Below are 16,495 nucleotides of genomic sequence, written 5' to 3'. Positions count from 1 at the left end.
TCATGCCGATGACGCGGCGTCGCAGCGGTCTCTTTCCTCTGTCGTGCCTAAGGATTAAGAGGCGCCATGGTATTTCGCATGAACCGCCTCTCCGATCTGGCTGGCGCCGGATTCGACAGCGTGATCGACGTTCGCGCCCCCTCCGAGTACGCGGAGGACAGGGTGCCCGGCGCGATCAGCTTGCCGGTGTTGTCCGACGAGGAGCGTGCGCGCGTGGGGACGATCTATGTTCAAGAAAGCCCGTTCCTCGCGCGCAAGATCGGTGGTGCCCTGGTGGCGCGGAATGCCGCTGCCCATATCGAAGGCCCCTTGGCCGGGAAAGACGGAGGCTGGCGGCCACTCGTCTATTGCTGGAGAGGTGGGCAGCGCTCGGGTTCGTTCGCGACGATCCTTGCGCAGATCGGGTGGCGGGTCGAGGTGCTGGAGGGTGGATACCAGACCTACCGCCGGTTGGTTGTGCGGCGTCTTTATGACACTCCGGTACCGTCGCGGGTCGTGCTTCTGGACGGCAACACGGGAACAGCGAAGACGGATGTTCTGAAGGCCCTGCGCGACGAGGGTGTCCAGACCCTCGATCTTGAAGGGCTGGCCAATCATCGGGGCTCGGCATTGGGCGGGCGGGGCGCGCAGCCGAGCCAGAAGGCGTTCGAGAGCGCCTTGGCCGCCGAGATCGACGCGCTTGATCCCCAACGACCTGTGGTGGTCGAGGCCGAATCCAGCCGCGTCGGGCGCCTGAACCTGCCACCGCGTCTTTTCGCAGCGATGAAAGTGGCGGAGCGGATCGAGATCTCGGCGCCAGTCGAGGCGCGGGCCGAGTACCTGACGAAGGCTTATTCCGATCTCGTGACGGACAAGGAGGCATTGTGGGCGAGGCTGGATCGGCTGGTGAAGCTTCAGGGCTGCGAACAGGTCGAGGCGTGGAAGGCGCTTGGTGCCGCGGGTCATCACCGGGAGCTGGCCGAAGAGTTGATACGCGAGCACTATGATCCGCGCTATCGCAAGGTTCGCGAACGGATCGGCGGTTCGGGGATCACCACCTTCGAAACCGGAAGTCTTGAGCCTGATGACGTACTTCGGCTGGCGCGTGACATCGCCGGTCAGCTCAACGGATCCTGAGGGTGACAGCTCCCTTTGGGATCAGGTGGCCGATGACATGGGCATCCGCCCCTGCCGCCTGACAATCGGACACCGCTTTTTCCGCCTTCTCAGGTGCCACGGCTGCGAGGAATCCGCCGGCCGTTTGAGGGTCGAAGAGAAGCGTGGTCAGAGGCGTGTCCGGGAGCGTCGCTTCGACGGCTGCGCGGTTTTCCGGCCATATAGAGGAGCGAACGCCCATTGCGGCAAGCTCTTCGGCACCCTCAAGGATAGGGATATTTGCCAGGACAAGCTCGGCAGAAAGATCAGAGGCCCTGGCGATTCGTGCGAGGTGACCGGCCAGGCCGAAGCCAGTGACGTCGGTCATGGCGCGGGCATGAGGGGCTAGGGCACGGGCAATGGCACCTCGGGGTGCAGAGAGATGCGCCAGCGCCCTTGCCACATCGTCCCCGCGGGCTTTGCCTTCCATTTCGGCAGCAAGGATGGTGCCTGACCCTATTGGGGCCGTCAGGATCAGCGCGTCGCCCGCCTTTGCTGCGTCGAGCGACAGCGGGGCTTCCGCGGCAAGTCCGGTCACGGTGAAGCCGAGGGTCAATTCCGATCCGATCGAGGTATGGCCGCCTGCCAGCGCCACGTTTTCTGCCGCGAAGATGCCAGTGGCGCCGTCGAGTATTTCGGTCAGCCAGCTTTCCTGCATCGCCGCAGCCATGGGCGGCAGCGTGATCTGCGCCAAAGCCGCCTGGGGCGTGGCGCCCATGGCGAGAATGTCGTTGAGCGCGTGAACCGCGGTGATCCGGGCCATCAGCCACGGATCGCTCCAGAACGCGCGCAGGTGGTCGGTCGAAATCACCTGGCTGGCATTTCCGACCTTAAGGATTGCCGCATCGTCGCCGGGAGCTGCGGTCACGTCGTCCCGCTGATGGGCGGGAAGCCTGTCCAGCACGCGGTCGAGCGTGCCGGAGCCGACCTTGGCACCGCAGCCCCCGCATAGCGGTTTCGGGCCGAGCGCCTCGAACACGCCCTTTGCCGCATTTCGTGGCAGCTGCGGACGATCCATCGGGGGCAGGCTGGCGAGTTTCTCCATGAAGGCGCGGTCTATTCGGTCTTTCCAACGCCACGCCCAGGCGCCGCCGAGAGATCGTCCCCATTTGTCGGCCAGAGCTTCCTCTGGCCCCAGCGAAATGAGCTTCAAATAGTGTTTCTGAGGCCGGAAGGCCTTGCGCATGCCGCCTGTCAGGTCGGCCTGGAGATTATGAGTGAGGACAGGGGCGGCGCGGACCGCGAAAACGCCTGCCTTGGGGCGTGGCGTCTTGCCAAGGTGAGCGCAGTCGCCGCTGGCGTAGATATGCGAATGCGATGTCGAACGGAGCGTGTCGTCGACCGTGATGAAACCGTCGGTCAGGGCGAGGCCGGTCGATGCCAGCCATGGGAATGGGCGGGCACCCGCCGCGCCGACCGTCAGCTTAGCGGCGATCTTTTCGCCGCTTTCTAGCAGTATCTCGCCAGCCGTCACCTCGGCCACGCGCTCGCCTTCCAGCAGGGTGATTCCGGCGGCGGCCATCCTGTCGATGAGTTTGTGCCGGGTGCCGTCTCCCAGACCCTGAAGCGCCGTGCCGGCTTCGATGACGCTGACCTTGCCGCGCCCGGCAAGCGCATGGTCCATTGTCAGCGCAAGTTCCACGCCGGCCACGCCGCCTCCGATCACGACAACGTCTCCGCCATCGCCTGCCAGAAAGTTGCGCCAGCGGGCCGCGAACGGTCCAAGCGGCTTGGCTGCGACAGCGAATGCCGTGAATCCCGGGATTTCGGGCATGTCGGAAGTGATGCCGATGTCTATTGATGCAAGATCGAAGCGGATTTCGGGTCGGCCCTCGACCTTCAGCGTCCGTGCCTCGGGGTCGAGAGCTTCGACCCAACCAAAGATCACCCGGGCATCCGCGAAACGCGCCAGCTTGACGAGGTCGATTTCCAGGGCATCGCGCGTGTAGTGACCCGCCACGAAGCCCGGCAGCATGCCGGTGTAGGGCGCGGACGGGGCCGGGTTGATCAGCGTCAGCCGTGCGCCGGGAACCGGCTTCATTCCCCACCGCCGCAAGAGCAACGCGTGCGCATGGCCGCCGCCGACGAGGACGACATCCTTTGCGAAAGGAAGGGGCAGGGACATCATGTGTGATCCCTAGCCTTTGCCGAGTGCTTTGGCGAGAGGGTCAGGGGGCGATCCATTGCCCTCGAAATTCATCTTCGCGTGAAAAGAGCGCCCGTGCATGGGGCAGAGCCCCGAGATGGAGAAGATCGATGGTCTCGATTCGTGCCGTCAGAACCGTCAGCAAACCCGGATCGGGGGTTGGCGCATGCGCGGCAGGGTCGCGCATCAACGTTCCGGGCAAAGGATCCGTGGCATAGTTGAGCCGCGCGCCCCGGGTCAGGGTCTCCCAGATCTGCTTTGTGCCGGGCGTCATCGTGATATGTGCCGAGAGCCGGGCCTGGAAATTCGAGGCCGGGTCCCAAAGGAGAAGCTGGGCCTTGGGCGTGTGCTCGAGATGGGCGATCTTGCCGGAATGGGCATGGGTGTAGAAGGTCAGTGACGCTGTTGCACGATCCGCGCCGCGCAGGACGACAAGGCGGACAGCGGCCCCGTCCGGGCCGGATGTCGCCAGCGACAGGTTGCGGGCCGGAGAGTCGGCGACATGCGCACCCTCTTCCAGTCGCCGCCAGAGCGCGTCCATGATGCCGGTGAGATCGCGGAAATTTTCGGTCATATCAACGCTCCTGTGCGAAGACCCGGATGAGATCGGCCGGAGGGCGGCGGGCAAGCTTCCACGCGGGCCAGAGACTCGCCAGACCGGCTGCCGCAAGGGACAGGACACCGAGGCGGAGCCAATCGCCGGGAAAGAGGAACATCGGCAGCCGCCAGCCGAAGGCTTCGAGGTTGATCACAGCCAGAAGCACCCAGGCCAGCCCCAGGCCAACAGGGATCGCAAGGAGAAATGTCAGCATTGCCAGGATCAGGGCGCGGATCAGCTCGATTCGGCCAAGTTGCGCGCGCGTTATTCCCAGCGCCCAGACCGGGGCCAGTTGCGGCAGGCGCATCGATGCCAGTGTGAGAAGGCTGGTCAGGATCGCCAGTCCCGCGACGCCAAGCGTCAGGACGTTGAGAACGCCTGTCACAGCGAAAGTGCGCTCGAAGATCGAGAGCGAAAAGGCCTTGAGCGCGGACTGGTCGATCATGTTTTCTTCGGGCAGTCCGAAATCCGAGACGAGTTCCGCGCGCAAGTCGTCGGTGCCCCCTCCGGTCAGGATACCGAAATCGCTGCGGTCGATCTCTGAATATGTTGTTGTGAGCAATGGCAGCGCGATCACGACCTGGCCGATCGGGTTGCCGTAGTCGCTGTACACTCCGGCGATGGTCGTGGTGAGCCCTTGGGGCAGGATCAGAGGGTCGCCGGGAGCAAGGTCGTGGCGGCGGGCCAGCTGTTCGTTCACCAGCGCGCCCTGTCCCGCATGGATTGCGTTCCATGCGTCCGGGGCGGCGTCCAGAAGCGGCCAGTTCTCGATGTAGATCGGGTGGTTCACCACCCCGTAGATTTCGACCGGTCCGCCCAGCACCTCGCCGTCGATATGCCAGATCGGCAACACGCCCTGTGCCCGGCTATCCAGAAAGGACAGGAGTTCGTCTCCCCGCGTTTCATCTTCAAGCGTGACGTAGAGATCGCTGACCAGTCGCTGGTCCAGCCAGCCGGTGAATGTCTTGCGGAAGCTTTCGACCATCGTTCCGACGCCGATATTGGCGGCAAGAGCCAAAAGAAGCGCCATCAGCGCAAGAGAGAGCCCGGGCAACTGTTGCCGGGTGTCGGCCCAGAACCATGTCTGCAATGGGCCTTTGGCTGTTCGGGCCACGGCAGCGAGAAGTGCGGCGAGGACGGAGGGCAGGGCCAGTGCGGCGGCGAGGAGAAGCCCGCCCAGAAGTGCGAAGCCCGCCGTGAGCCCGCTTCCGAATGTCATCGCCGAGAGTGCACCGGCCAGGCAAAACGCAGCCAGTGCAAGTTGTTGCTTCATTGCGCGTCCGGTCGCCATCGCCCAGGCGCGGGGGCGAGCGGGCGCCAGCGGGGTCATGCGCGCCACGCGCGCCAGTCCTGTTGCTGATGCCGCCGCCGTTCCAAGCACAGCGATCGCGAGACCGGAGAGCCACCACAGTGGCGAGAGCGTCAGTGTTCCTTCGACAGTGGCGCCGTAGATGCCCCGCAGGGTCGCTGCGACGCCCGGCAGAAGAAGTGCGGCGAGGACGTAGCCAAGCAGTATGCCGATGGCACCGGCTATCAGGGCGAAGATCAAGAGTTCGACCACCAGCAAAAGGACCAGAGTTCGCGAAGGGACGCCAAGCGCGCGAAGCGTACGGAACACTGGCCTGCGCTGTTCGAAGGCCAGTCCGACCGCGCCATTCACGATGAAAAGCCCGACCGCGAAGGACAGGAGGCCGAAGGCGGTCAGGTTCAGGTGGAAACTGTCGGTCAGACGGCCGAGGTCTTCGGCGGTCGCTGCGGGCTCGATCCGCAGATTGGGAAAGAGTTCTTCGAGGGGCGTGCGAAAGGGAGACTGATCCTTTGCGACCAGCAAGCGGTCGAAGCCTTCACGCCCCAGAAGCCGGGCTGCGGTGGAGATGTCCATCAGCGCCATGCCGGGCGCCACGGCTTCGGAAGGGACTACGGGGTTCTCCACGGCGCGTTCAAGCCGGTCAGCGGTCGCCGGCGCCGCGAGGATGCTTCCGGGGGTGCCAAAAAAAGACGATATACCAACGCCTTGGATAGCTGCGCTCGTTCCGCTGTCGGACGGCATCGAGAGCGGGTCAAAACCCAGCACCCTTACACGACCTCCTTCGGCCGGTATCCAACCGTCTATCACCGGTGCAACGCGCCATCCGGCGCGGCGGATGGTGGCGTAGGTGCTGACCGGAATGCTGCCGGTTTCGGAGAGGATCTCGGACAGGCCGCCGCCGCCAAGCACGTCTGCTGCCTCGCTGTAGCTTTTCCGCGCTTCTGCGTTGATCGCCTGCACGCCAGACCAGAGAGCGGTGGCCAGAGACAACCCGAGTATCAGCGTCAGAAGCTGAAACGGCTGGCGCCGCCAGTGCGACAGAAGGGCGGATAGGACAGTGCGTGTCACGTCTGGATGCGCCCGTGGCTGAGGTGAAGCCGGCGGTCGGTGCGGGCTGCCAGCCGTTCCGAGTGCGTGACCAGCAGCAAGCCCGCGCCACTACTTCCGACCAGATCAAGGAGGGTCTGGAACACCGTTTCAGCCGTCGCTTCGTCAAGATTTCCTGTCGGTTCGTCGGCAAGGACCAGCCTGGGCGCCGGAAGTATGGCGCGCGCGATGGCGACGCGTTGCTGTTGGCCGCCAGAGAGTTCTTCCGGGTACTTGTGCACTTGAGGCTCGAGACCAAGTGTCCTGATCAGGTCCCGTGTCCGGGTCTCGTCCTCGCGCCCCGCGAGCCTGGCCTGGAAGGTTACGTTCTGACCGACTGTGAGCGATGGAATCAGGTTGAACTGCTGGAAAACGATTCCGATATCGCTGCGTCGAAGTGCGGCGCGACCGGTGTCGTCCAGCCCGGTGATTTCCCTGCCGTCCAGATTTACCGTGCCCTCGTCGGCCGGTTCAAGGCCGCCGATGATATGCAGTAGCGTCGATTTCCCCGAACCGCTCTCGCCGGTCAGAGCAAGGGTTTCGCCGGCGGCGAGGGAAAACGATATGCCGTCGAGAACCGTGATCGGGCCATCGGAGCCGGGAAAGCGTTTGGTGAGGTTCTGGACTTCGAGAAGCATGGCGCGAAGGTAACGCGCCATGGCGGGAAGAACAGGGCTTTAGTCGGACGTGGGACCGGATGGCACAGCAGAGGGCCGCCCGAGTGGCCGATCCAGCACGGTTTCGCCCCCCAGGCATTCGAGGAATGCGACCATACGGGTAAGTTCCTCCTGGTCAGTGGGGTCGGTTCGGACTCGGTATTTGCGGCCGGTTCCTCCTCCCGTGCATGGCGCCCGGCGCAGCGCGGCTTCTTCGATGGCCCATTCGGTTGGGAGCGGACCAGATCCAACCGATGATCGATGATTTCATATGCAATTTGTGCCGCTTGCGTTGCCTGAGGTGCTTCGTTTCCAAATCTGCGCCGGTTCGGTGTCATTCCTCTGGAATCAAGGCATCCAGTCGATCCGTGTTCCAGCGACCTTCCTTTGTCTCGTAGGTGCGGAAGGTGGAGCTGAAAGACCACGCACACCAGCCGATGCTCTCCATCTCGGCCATCCTGCGCACGAATGCGAGCCACTCGACCGCATCCGCGGATGGTGCGGCGTCATACACGCCGAACTCGCCCAGAAAGACCGGCGCGGCCTTGTGATTCAGTCCTTGCTGCAGATGGCGGCGGGTTTCCCGGCGGTCCTGATCGGTTCCCCAGCCGCGTGGCGGTGGCGGGTCTTCAATCCAGTCGGCCATCTGGTGCGTGAAGTCCCAGGGTTTGTAGAAATGGAAAGTGTGCACCGTGTGGGCGTCGTACGCCGGTAAAAGGGAGAGTTCCTTCACATCCGACCAGTTGCCTCCGCCGATGAGAACCCAGCGGTCGGGGTTGTGGTTCCGGATGAGCGGCATGGCGCGAGCGTACAAACCGATCGCGCGTGCGGTGCTGAGTTCGCCGGAGGGTTCGTTCAGCAACTCGAATATCAGGTCCGGGGGCGCATCCCGATAATGTTCAGACAACTCTTGCCAGATGTCCAGGAAGGCGTCGGCATTGGTGTCCGGAGCCTTCATCAGTTCCTCGAAATGATGCAGGTCCAGGATAATGCGCAGCTCTTCTTCGCGCGCCCAGCCGATCACCTCGTCGACACGGGCAAGAAAGGCCGGGTCGATCCGTGTGTTTCGGTGGGCAGAAAAGCGGACAGGCAGCCGGATGGTGTCGAAGCCCGCTTCAGCGATGGCGGACAGGTGCTGTCGTTCGATGGTATAGCCCCAGTCTCCCTCGCGCGGCGCCTCAAGCGCGTTGCCGAGGTTGATGCAGCGCTTGACCGGGAAGGCATGAAGAGGGGTGGCGGCAAGCAGCAGTATGAGGATCAGAGCGCGCATTTTGGCATAATGGCACTGGCCCGGGCAATGGGAAGAAAGATAGTCGACACGCGCGGACATCCGCCTGTGATTTGCGCTTCCGACTCGGGATGACGCAACATAGTGTGTAAGGATGAGCAGTGTTCCCCGATTCATTCATCTTCGACTCCACACGGAATATTCGCTGTTGGAGGGTGCCGTACGGCTGAAGAAGCTGCCCGGACTTTGCGAAAAGGCGGGCATGCCTGCCGTAGCGGTGACCGATTCGAACAACATGTTCTGCGCGCTGGAGTTTTCCGTTTCAGCTCTGTCGGCAGGCGTGCAGCCCATCGTCGGGTGCCAGGTCGACGTCGCCTATGAGACGCCCGCGCCGGGAGAGAAGCTCGTGCGTCCGGCGCCGGTCGTGCTGCTTGCTCAGAACCGTCGTGGCTATGAATGCCTGATGAAGCTGAACTCGTGCCTCTACTTGCGCGAGGCGGACTGGCCGCATGTGACCCTTGAGGAACTTTCCGAGTTCGCCGAGGGCCTGATTTGTCTGAGCGGCGGTCCGGACGGGCCGGTTGGACGGTTGCTCCGGCAGGGCGGGCGCGCAAAGGCACAGGCCTTGCTGACCCGGTTGGCGGGCATTTTCGGTGACCGGCTTTACGTAGAGTTGCAGCGTCATCCGACCGAGACCGGGCAATTGCCGGAAGCGGAACGGCTGACCGAGCGTCCATCGATCGAGATTGCCTATGCGATGAACCTGCCGCTCGTGGCCACGAACGATGTCTACTTCCCTGACGCCAAGATGTACGAGGCGCATGACGCTCTGATCTGTATCGCGGAAGGCGCCTATGTCGATCAGCAGGCGGATCGGCGGCGGCTGACGCAACAGCACTACTTCAAGACGCCGCAAGAGATGACGGCGCTCTTCGCCGATCTTCCCGAAGCACTGGAGAACACGGTAGAGATCGCGAAGCGATGCGCCTTTGCCGCCGAGCGGCACGATCCGATCCTGCCGCGTTTTGCGGACGATGAGGTGGAGGAACTGCGCCGGCAGGCCAAGGAAGGTTTGGAAGCCCGTCTGGCGGTCATCGAACCTGCCGCGACACGCGAGGAGTACGACGAGAGGCTGGAATTCGAGCTCGGGATCATCGAGGGGATGGGGTTTCCGGGCTATTTCCTGATCGTGGCCGATTTCATCAAGTGGGCCAAGGATCATGATATTCCTGTAGGGCCGGGGCGTGGATCGGGCGCAGGATCGCTCGTTGCCTATGCGCTGACGATCACGGACCTCGATCCCTTGCGCTATAGCTTGCTGTTCGAGCGGTTCCTGAACCCCGAGCGGGTGAGCATGCCGGACTTCGATATCGACTTCTGCATGGATCGACGGGAAGAGGTGATCCGCTATGTGCAGGAAAAATATGGAAAAGACAGGGTTGGGCAGATCATCACCTTCGGCGCTCTCCTGTCGAAGGCGGCCGTGCGTGACATCGGCCGGGTGTTGCAGATGCCGTACGGGCAGGTCGACCGCCTGTCCAAGCTGATCCCGGTCGAGGGAGTCAAACCGGTTTCGATCGAGAAGGCGTTGGCAGAGGAACCGCGTCTGCGCGAGGAGGCCAAGGCCGAGGAAGTGGTGGAGCGGCTTCTGACCTATGGCCAGCAGGTCGAGGGCTTGTTGCGGAATGCCTCGACCCACGCTGCCGGCGTGGTGATCGGGGATCGTCCGCTGGACGAATTGGTACCGCTCTATCGTGATCCGCGCTCGGAGATGCCGGCGACGCAGTTCAACATGAAGTGGGTCGAGCAGGCAGGGCTGGTGAAGTTCGACTTCCTTGGCCTGAAGACTCTGACCGTGATTCAGAACGCGATAGAGCAGATCCGTGGCTCGGGACGGGACCTGCATGTGGCCGCCGACGGGACGGAGCTTTACGAGCCGGAACCGGGAACGGAGAACGATATCGGGCTGATTCCTCTGGACGATGCAAGGACTTATGACCTTTACGCAAGGGCGCGCACCGTCGCCGTGTTCCAGGTTGAAAGCTCGGGGATGATGGATGCGCTCCGGCGCATGAAGCCCACCTGCATCGAGGATATCGTGGCGCTGGTGGCGCTGTATCGCCCGGGCCCGATGGAGAACATCCCGCAATATTGCGACGTGAAGAACGGGCGGGCCGAGCGCGAGCGGTTGCACCCCAGCATCGACCATATCCTGGACGAGACTCAGGGCATCATCGTCTACCAGGAGCAGGTGATGCAGATCGCCCAGGAGATGGCGGGGTATTCGCTGGGGGGGGCGGATCTTTTGCGGCGCGCCATGGGCAAGAAGATCCAGGAGGCGATGGATGCCGAGCGGCCGAAGTTCATTGCGGGCGCGAAAGAGCATGGTGTCGATGACAAGAAGGCCCTGGAAGTCTGGAACCTCTTGGACAAGTTCGCCAACTACGGGTTCAACAAGTCGCACGCTGCGGCCTATGCGGTGGTCAGCTACCAGACCGCTTGGCTGAAGGCGAACCACCCGGTCGAGTTCATGGCTGGCGTGATGAACTGTGATCTGCATCTCACTGATAAACTTAGCGTTTATGCCGAGGAGGTGCGTCGCGGGCTTGACCTGGAAATCGTGCCGCCCTGCGTAAACCGGTCGGCGGCCACATTCTCTGTCTGGGACGGCAAGCTGGTCTATGCTCTGGGCGCATTGAAGAACGTCGGTGTCGAAGCGATGCGGCTGATCGTGGAGGGACGTGGCCAAAAGCCCTTTGCGACGGTTTTCGATCTTGCGCGGCGGGTGGATCTCAAGCGGATCGGAAAGCGTCCGCTGGAGATGCTGGCACGGGCGGGGGCGTTTGATCAGCTGGACCCGAACCGGCACCGGATTTTCCGTTCGCTCGACGCGCTCACGGCTTATTCCGCGGCGATCCACGAGCAGCGGGCTTCGGACCAGGTTTCGCTGTTCGGCGATGCCGGGGATGACCTGCCGGAGCCGCGATTGTCGCCTGTCGATGACTGGCTGCCGAATGAGCGTCTGGCCGAGGAACAGACGGCGATCGGGTTCTACCTGTCGGGACATCCGCTGGATGACTACGCGACCGCTTTGAAGCGTAAGGGGCTGATGACGCTCGCGGAATTGCAGGCGAAGGCCGAGGCCGAGGGCGCCGCGATCGCGCGTGTCGGCGTGATCGTCTCGGCCCTGCAGGAGCGGAAGTCGGGGCGGGGGACGCGGTTCTTCCGGATGAACATCTCGGACCCGTCGGGGCAGGTGAGCGGGATGGCTCTTTTCCCGGACGATTTCGAGACCGTCCGAAAGGTGTTCGAGAAGACCACGCAGGTCGTGATGACGCTGGAAGCGCGGTTCAATGAAGGGCAGTTCGATCCGGTTGCGCGGTCGGTCGCGCCGATCGACGGCATCGTAGCGGACGCCGCTGCATCCGGGCTGAATGTGATGATCGACGATTTGTCGGCCGTGGGGGTGATCCAGTCGGTTCTTGAACGATTCCGGGAGGATGGCTCGGTCAAGACGCGGGGGCCGATCATTTTGACGGCCTTGTCCGTGCCCTTGCCCGAGGCGGTTCAGGATGTGCCCGTCTACATCGGTGACGGCTGGCCAGTCAGCCCTCAGATCAAGGGCGCTCTGAAGTCGCTTCCCGGTGTCGTGATGGTCGAGGATGCCTGAGCGGTGAGCTTACCCGCGGCGGCCGTTGCATGAACGACCAAAAGCGAAATTCGCCTTTATCTCAATGAACTGTCCGCGTCGGCACAGCGTCGGCGAAGCGTCGGCAACACGTATGGCACCTGTATGCCCGTCCCAGCGTGACGCACATGATCATGTGGTTGTGTAAACCAAGATTGACTTGTGGTTAAGGCTCAGGCCCGGTCTTCGAAACCGCCGTAGCGGCCACCTGCGAAGAGCAACGGCTGGCCGTCATTGGTGGCCGCGGAGGTGACATGGCCGACAATGATGGCGTGATCGCCGCCTTCGTATATGGCATGGCGGGTGCATTCGAAGCGCGCAAGGCAGCCTTCGAAGAGAGGGACGCCATCGTCGTTCGCCGTCCAGGCCAGACCTCCGAAGTCGTGGCCCTGGGTGGCGAAGCGCCGGCAGAGATCCTGCTGGGCGTCGGAGAGGATGTGGATGGCGTAGTGATCCGCGTTGGCGAAGGCCTCGAACCGGCGCGACGCACGGGCCGGGGACCACAGCACCAGCGGCGGGTCGAGAGAGAGCGACGCGAAACTGTTGGCGGTTATCCCGAGAGGACCGAGATCGGACTGGCAGGTCACGACCGTGACGCCGGTGGCGAACCGTCCAAGCGCGTCGCGGAAGGCGCGGACGGTGTCGGGGCCGGGTGTGAAGCTGGTCGCCATGCGGTCTCCGTCAGTCTTCGTATTCACGGGGGCCCGGATGGGCGCCTGCGGCGCATGTCTCCTGGCACTGCGTGCGATGTGGGGCTCTGCCCCACACCCCCCCGTATTTGCACCAGGAAGAAAGCATGTCAGGCAACCTCGCGTCCGAGCGCGGCGGTGTAGAGTTCGAACCAGGTCTGGCGGTCCATGTTCACATTCAGCGCATCGCTGAATGCGCGGATCCGGTCGATCCGGTTTGTCCCCATCACGGGCAGGATGCCCGAGGGATGGGCGAGGAGCCAGGCGATGGCGACGGCGGCCTCGTCGGTGTCGTTCTGCATGGCGACTTTCGACAGGGCCTGGCGCAGTTCGCCGTCGCCGCCCATCAGTGCCCCGCCGCCGAGCGGAGACCAGGCCATGGGCCGGATCGCATGCTGCTGGAGATGGGCGATGTCGCCATTCACGAAGGCGTCATGCGCCGAGAGAGATAATTCAATCTGGTTGGTGGACAGGGGCGTTTCCATCCCCGACTGAAGGAGGGACCAGTCCCAGGGGCGGAAATTCGAGACGCCGACAGCGCGCACCTTGCCGGATTTGACCGCGTCGTCCAGTGCGCTGCCGGTTTCCAGGTGGTCCATCAGGGGATCGGGACGGTGAATCAGAAGGAGGTCGATCCGGTCGGTGCCGAGTTCGGACAGCGAGGTATCTATGGATCTGGAGATGTGGGCGGCGGAGGTGTCGTAATGCTTGACCCGCGCATCGGCGTAGCGGCCGACCGGGGCCACGATATCGCATTTCGTGACGATCTCGATCCTGTCGCGCAGACCGGGGCTCTCTTTCAGGCAGGCGCCGAGCAGCGCCTCGGCCGTGTAGCCGCCATAGATGTCCGCCTGATCGATGGTGGTGATGCCCTGTTCGAGGCAGGCCTCGATCTTGGCGCGGATATGGGCGGGCGAGGTGTCGTCATCATCGCCCACGCGCCACATGCCGTAGACGATCCGGCTGAATTCGATGCCGCCCGGAAGGCTGATACGTTCCATCATTTACGTTCTCCAATTCCTAGCGGCGTCGCCGGTGTCTGATCGGGCACGCGCCCGTATACATGGGGCAGCGAGCAGGTTTTCAACTGGGGAAGGACTTTTTCTCCGAAGGCCTTGCACTCTTCGATATGCGGGTAGCCGGAGAAGATGAAGGCCCGGATACCCATTTTCCTATAGGCTTCGATTTCGGAGAGGACCTGGTCGGCAGAGCCGACGAGCGCGGCGCCGCATCCGGAGCGTGCGCGTCCGACACCGGTCCAGAGATGCCGTTCCACATAGCCGAACTGATCGGCCAGTTCGCGGGCACGGGCCTGGTGGGCGACGCCCATCGAGATGGAATCGTGCGCGCGGTCACGGATGAGCTTGCCGTATTCGTCGTCGAGCCTGGAGACGAGATGCTCGGCGTACTCGCGCGCCTCGGCCTCGGTGTCGCGGACGATCATGTGGACGCGCAGCCCATAGTCGAGGGTCCGCCCGTAGCCTTCGGCGGCGGCATTCGCGGCCTTCATCCGCTCGGCGATCTGATCCTTGGGTTCCGGCCACATCAGGTAGACGTCGCAATGCTGTCCGCAGAGATCGAGGGCGTCCGGCGAGTAGCCGCCGAAGTAGAGCAGCGGTCCGCCGTTCTGCTGGTATGGCCGGGCCGGGTCGGTGGTGAGGCCGTCGAAGTTGTAGACCTCGCCGTGGTAGGTGATCTTGTCCTGCGTCCAGGCCTGTTTCAGGATCTCCACCACCTCGCGCGACCGCTTGTAGCGGAAGGCGCTGTCGGCCCTTTCACCGGGGAAATCCGACGAGATGATGTTCACCGTCAGCCGGCCCTTGAGCATGTGGTCGAGCGTGGCGATGGTGCGGGCCAGCATGATCGGCTGCATCTCGCCGCAGCGCACGGCCGCGAGCATGTTGATCTTCGACGTGAGCGGCGCCATGCCCGCCACGAAAGAAAGCGTGTCCTGGCCCACCTGGTAGGAGGAGGGGCAGAGAATGTTGCGGAAGCCCTGCGCCTCGGCCTCGAGCAGGATGTCGCGGCAGTGTTCGAAGCTGGAGCGAAGCGCGCCGTTGGGCACGCCGAGGAATTCGTAGTCGTCCGAACAGAGCGCGGAAAACCAGCTGACCTCGGCGGCGTCGAGGTCGGCGGAGGTGACGGGAACGACTGACATGGCATGGCCTCATGGGTGGAGCGATCGCGGCCTAGTAGCACCCGATTGGCCGTGCATCAATATTGTATCAATCTTTGAATGCGAAACCAGGGGTCGTTACTGCCGCTTCCTGAAACTTGGCCAAAGCGCGGTGAGGAACCTCCGCGGTGTCGTTTCGTGGCGTTGCAGGGCTGGCGCGGTTCCCTGCACCCGGGATGCGAGCACGTTCGCAGCAGGTGCAGGCTCGTGGTGGCCGTTCCCGGGTGACGCTCTCGGGCGATGCCATGTCGCGAAGAGGCGCGATGACCGGGGCCGCTGGCTCCGAAACTGGGTACGCTTCCAAAGGAGATGCGTCCATGGCTTCGACCGATCTTTCGGGTGTCCTGCAGCCCATCGAACAGGCGCGAGGTTTGCCGAACGCGCACTACACCTCTGACGAGGTCTATGATGCAGAGCGCGGGCCGTTGTGGTTTTCGACCTGGGCCGGGGTGTGCGTGGCCTCTGAGATTCCCCAGCCCGGGGATGCGCGGCCGCTGGACTATCTTGGCGTTCCGCTTTTTGTCATGCGCGGGCGGGATGGCGCTATACGCGTCTTCCAGAACGTTTGCCGGCACAGGGGTATGATCCTGGTAACGGAGCCAAGACGGATCGAGGGCGCGATCCGCTGTCCCTATCATTCCTGGTGCTACAGCCATGAAGGCCGGCTGGTGGCGACGCCGCATGTGGGCGGCCCGGGGCAGAACACGCATCCCGGGATCAAGCAGGAGGAACTGGGGCTCATCGAGGTGCGGTCCCATGTCTGGATGGATGTCGTATTCGTGAATCTTTCCGGCGACGCGCCGGAGTTCGCCGAATTGCATGCTGAACTGATCGAACGTTGGGCTGAGTTCGACGTTCCGATCTATCACGGTGGCGTGGACAGCACCTTTCAGCTGGAGTGTCGAACGAACTGGAAACTGGCCGTCGAGAACTATTGCGAGAGCTATCACCTGCCCTGGGTGCACCCGGGGCTCAACAGCTATTCGCGGCTGGAGGACCATTACCATATCGAGTCGCCGGGCAAGTTCGGCGGACAGGGCACCAAGGTTTACCGGCAGATCCGCGGCGAGGACGGTGCGGTCTTTCCGGATTTCCCTGGGCTCTCCAAGAAATGGGACACGGCAGGCGAATACCTTACGGTTACGCCCAACGTGATGCTGGGCGTCCAGCGCGATCATGTCTTTGTCATCCTGTTGGAGCCCAGGGGGCCGCGGGTCACGCTGGAGCATATCCACATCTATTATGCGTCGCCGGACACATCCGCTCAGCTTCGGCAAAAGAATTCCGACCAGTGGAAGCTGGTCTTTGTCGAGGATATCGCCGTGGTCGAAGGTATGCAGGCGGCGCGAGGCGCGCCAGGTTTCGATGGTGGCAGATTCTCTCCGGCGATGGACGGCCCGACGCTTCTGTTCCATCAATGGGTGGCAAGCCGCATGCAGGCGGCGCCTGCGGCGGCAGAGTGACGGGATCGTCCCGGGTCGTGATGGCGTCTGCGGATCCCGATATTCCGGATGCACCCGGAGACAGTGGCGGATCGGTCAAGGCCGATAGCGCCACTCTGGAAAGACGTCTTCTTTCGGCGCACGAGGAGGGCGGGGCGGCCCGGTTGTCGCGCCTTTACGACGAGGCGTCGCGCATGGCGGAAGGCGACGGCGATCGGGAGCGGGCTGCATTTTTTCTGACCCATGCCTGGGTTTACGCGTTGGAAGCGGGAGACCCAGTGGCGGATGACTTGTGCGACAGGCTCCGCCTTTGGGGGAGGTGCGTCTGATGACAGATGCTTGC

At 63.4% G+C, this 16,495-nt stretch carries 12 protein-coding genes; 4 read left to right on the top strand and 8 right to left on the bottom strand.

The genetic code is table 11. The features are described from left to right. Positions 1-66: 66 nt before the first annotated feature. Complete coding sequence (gene mnmH, locus ACKLNI_RS13860; protein ID WP_413719668.1) at positions 67-1,116, top strand: tRNA 2-selenouridine(34) synthase MnmH; 1,050 nt, start codon at positions 67-69, stop codon at positions 1,114-1,116. On the opposite strand, the gene selD is transcribed toward mnmH, so the two are convergent. From selD to ACKLNI_RS13835, 5 genes are all read right to left on the bottom strand, one after another. After that, positions 1,103-3,262, bottom strand: a complete 2,160-nt coding sequence (gene selD, locus ACKLNI_RS13855) for a selenide, water dikinase SelD (RefSeq protein ID WP_413719667.1) — start codon at positions 3,260-3,262, stop codon at positions 1,103-1,105. The two genes, mnmH and selD, sit on opposite strands and share 14 nt — an antisense overlap. Positions 3,263-3,302: 40 nt before the next feature. Then, on the bottom strand, positions 3,303-3,854 hold the full coding sequence (locus tag ACKLNI_RS13850; RefSeq protein WP_413719666.1) for a pyridoxamine 5'-phosphate oxidase family protein: 552 nt from the start codon (positions 3,852-3,854) through the stop codon (positions 3,303-3,305). Position 3,855: 1 nt separating this feature from the next. Then, the gene (locus tag ACKLNI_RS13845) at positions 3,856-6,255 is read right to left on the bottom strand and encodes an ABC transporter permease (protein WP_413719665.1); all 2,400 of its coding nucleotides are present in this window, start codon (positions 6,253-6,255) and stop codon (positions 3,856-3,858) included. Further along, positions 6,252-6,932, bottom strand: coding sequence for an ABC transporter ATP-binding protein (locus ACKLNI_RS13840; RefSeq protein WP_413719664.1), 681 nt, complete (start codon positions 6,930-6,932; stop codon positions 6,252-6,254). The genes ACKLNI_RS13845 and ACKLNI_RS13840 overlap by 4 nt, the downstream gene beginning before the upstream one ends. Positions 6,933-7,263: 331 nt before the next feature. Beyond that, positions 7,264-8,199 carry a glycoside hydrolase family 5 protein gene (locus ACKLNI_RS13835; protein WP_413719663.1) on the bottom strand — a complete coding sequence of 312 codons (936 nt, stop codon included), beginning with the start codon at positions 8,197-8,199 and terminating at the stop codon, positions 7,264-7,266. Positions 8,200-8,311: 112 nt separating this feature from the next. Between ACKLNI_RS13835 and dnaE the strand changes: the two genes are divergently transcribed. After that, positions 8,312-11,827, top strand: coding sequence for a DNA polymerase III subunit alpha (dnaE, locus tag ACKLNI_RS13830; protein WP_413719662.1), 3,516 nt, complete (start codon positions 8,312-8,314; stop codon positions 11,825-11,827). Positions 11,828-12,018: 191 nt separating this feature from the next. Here dnaE and ACKLNI_RS13825 read toward each other — a convergent pair whose 3' ends face one another. From ACKLNI_RS13825 to ACKLNI_RS13815, 3 genes are all read right to left on the bottom strand, one after another. After that, the gene (locus ACKLNI_RS13825; protein ID WP_413719661.1) at positions 12,019-12,516 is read right to left on the bottom strand and encodes a flavin reductase family protein; all 498 of its coding nucleotides are present in this window, start codon (positions 12,514-12,516) and stop codon (positions 12,019-12,021) included. A gap of 128 nt (positions 12,517-12,644) precedes the next feature. Beyond that, positions 12,645-13,535, bottom strand: a complete 891-nt coding sequence (locus tag ACKLNI_RS13820; protein WP_413719713.1) for an aldo/keto reductase — start codon at positions 13,533-13,535, stop codon at positions 12,645-12,647. Next, positions 13,535-14,692, bottom strand: coding sequence for an LLM class flavin-dependent oxidoreductase (locus ACKLNI_RS13815; RefSeq protein WP_413719660.1), 1,158 nt, complete (start codon positions 14,690-14,692; stop codon positions 13,535-13,537). The genes ACKLNI_RS13820 and ACKLNI_RS13815 overlap by 1 nt, the downstream gene beginning before the upstream one ends. A 335-nt stretch (positions 14,693-15,027) precedes the next feature. Here ACKLNI_RS13815 and ACKLNI_RS13810 point away from each other — a divergent pair, with 335 nt between their 5' ends. Both ACKLNI_RS13810 and ACKLNI_RS13805 read left to right on the top strand, forming a co-directional pair. Further along, a complete protein-coding gene (locus ACKLNI_RS13810) occupies positions 15,028-16,173 on the top strand; it encodes an aromatic ring-hydroxylating oxygenase subunit alpha (protein WP_413719659.1) in 1,146 nt (381 codons plus the stop codon). After that, complete coding sequence (locus tag ACKLNI_RS13805) at positions 16,170-16,481, top strand: hypothetical protein (protein WP_413719658.1); 312 nt, start codon at positions 16,170-16,172, stop codon at positions 16,479-16,481. The genes ACKLNI_RS13810 and ACKLNI_RS13805 overlap by 4 nt, the downstream gene beginning before the upstream one ends. Positions 16,482-16,495: the final 14 nt, after the last annotated feature.

The sequence above is a fragment of the Silicimonas lutimaris genome, assembly GCF_047314965.1.
Lineage (GTDB): Bacteria > Pseudomonadota > Alphaproteobacteria > Rhodobacterales > Rhodobacteraceae > JAVJUV01.
This window is presented reverse-complemented; position numbering and strand designations above follow the sequence as displayed.